The sequence below is a fragment of the Desulfothermus okinawensis JCM 13304 genome, from assembly GCF_054654515.1.
Map to the genome: position 1 here is coordinate 1 of NZ_BAAIEW010000059.1, position 1,311 is coordinate 1,311.

The 1,311-nt window shown below is 35.6% G+C and carries 3 protein-coding genes; all 3 read right to left on the minus strand.

The features are described from left to right. Positions 1-171: 171 nt before the first annotated feature. Positions 172-687 carry a hypothetical protein gene (locus ACYQ0O_RS12975; protein ID WP_459893747.1) on the minus strand — a complete coding sequence of 172 codons (516 nt, stop codon included), beginning with the start codon at positions 685-687 and terminating at the stop codon, positions 172-174. Positions 688-792: 105 nt separating this feature from the next. Then, positions 793-1,047, minus strand: a complete 255-nt coding sequence (locus ACYQ0O_RS12980) for a type II toxin-antitoxin system RelE family toxin (RefSeq protein ID WP_075070268.1) — start codon at positions 1,045-1,047, stop codon at positions 793-795. Next, the gene (locus tag ACYQ0O_RS12985) at positions 1,040-1,234 is read right to left on the minus strand and encodes a hypothetical protein (RefSeq protein WP_459893749.1); all 195 of its coding nucleotides are present in this window, start codon (positions 1,232-1,234) and stop codon (positions 1,040-1,042) included. The genes ACYQ0O_RS12980 and ACYQ0O_RS12985 overlap by 8 nt, the downstream gene beginning before the upstream one ends. Between the last annotated feature and the right edge of the window lie 77 nt (positions 1,235-1,311).

Below are 1,311 nucleotides of genomic sequence, written 5' to 3' on the forward strand. Positions count from 1 at the left end.
ATCTTCCTCAAACTCTCCGCCTGATCCAACCTGCAAGACCATCCTGAAACTATCGACCTTTTCCCCTATGACCCGCGGCTTCTTGAACCATGGATTAGTCCCGAGCTCTCGTTCCTCGACTCGGGACTAATCCTTTATTTGTTGGACTAATCCTTTATTTGTTCGAAGAATTTATATAATTTCTGTTTTGATGTTTATGTCTCCATCATCCTTTTTTTGAATTCTAATTCTTACAACTTTAAGGTTAATATTAAATGGGTTTAGCTGAAACATGGAAATAAATTTACCTTCGATAGCATTCCATACTCGATCGCATGCTCTCCCCGCGTCTATAATTAAAAGAATCGCATTTTTTACTTTTTTACATACGGCCTGTTCAACTATTTGACTTAAAGCGTTCTTTATATCATACTCGTTATGTTGGGTTTTGTTGCTGGTTTGTTGAGCTCTTATATATTTTACCTCTATTATAACATTTTCATCATTTTTAGGTCTGTAGTCAGATTTTAATGATCCATATCCGAATAAAGCTTCTTCGCTTGAAGAGTCTTTTTCTAAACTGCAACATTTTTCAAATTCAAGTGACCCCAGAAGATCATTTTCTCCTTTATTAAGATTATCCTTCAATTTGTCTTTTTTGTCGTTAAAAAATTGAACTATCTTTTGTAAAAGATTAGCTGTTGACATATTATTTCCTTCGAACGTAGAGCTCAGGGGCCGACAAGACCGCAAGCCGAAGGCGCAGCGGGATTGGCGGTCCCCTGCAGGGACTTGTTCGGCTTTAAATCATTTTCAATAAATATCCCTTCTATGACCTACTTTTAGAATATAAATCTCTTTATTTTCCCAAGTTACATCAAAAAGAACCCTGTAGTTGCCAATTCTTAATCTAAAATCAGCTAATGGATGATTTGTTAAGTGCTTTATCTGAGTAAGATTTGGAAAATCCTGCAATTCTTCAATTCCCTTCTTAATTTTTGGTAGATTTTGTGGTGCAATCTTTTTCAAGTCTTTCAAAATACCTTTTGCATAAATTATTTTAAACATCTATATCATTCCATATTTCACTGTGAGTCAGAACCTCACCATTTGCAATTTCCTTTCTACGTTTTGCAAGTTCTTCCTGTAATCCTTTATATTTTGATTGTTTGAGTAAGAGATTAACAAAATATTGAATTTTTTGTTTGTCTTTATCATCAAGCTTCTGCAAAATATTTTGATCCATTGCGTTCATCTTATACCTCGTCTTTTTTGCCGAACGTCAAGGGTCACTTGCCGCTATGGAGCAAGGCCGAAGGCCGCAGCGGAATA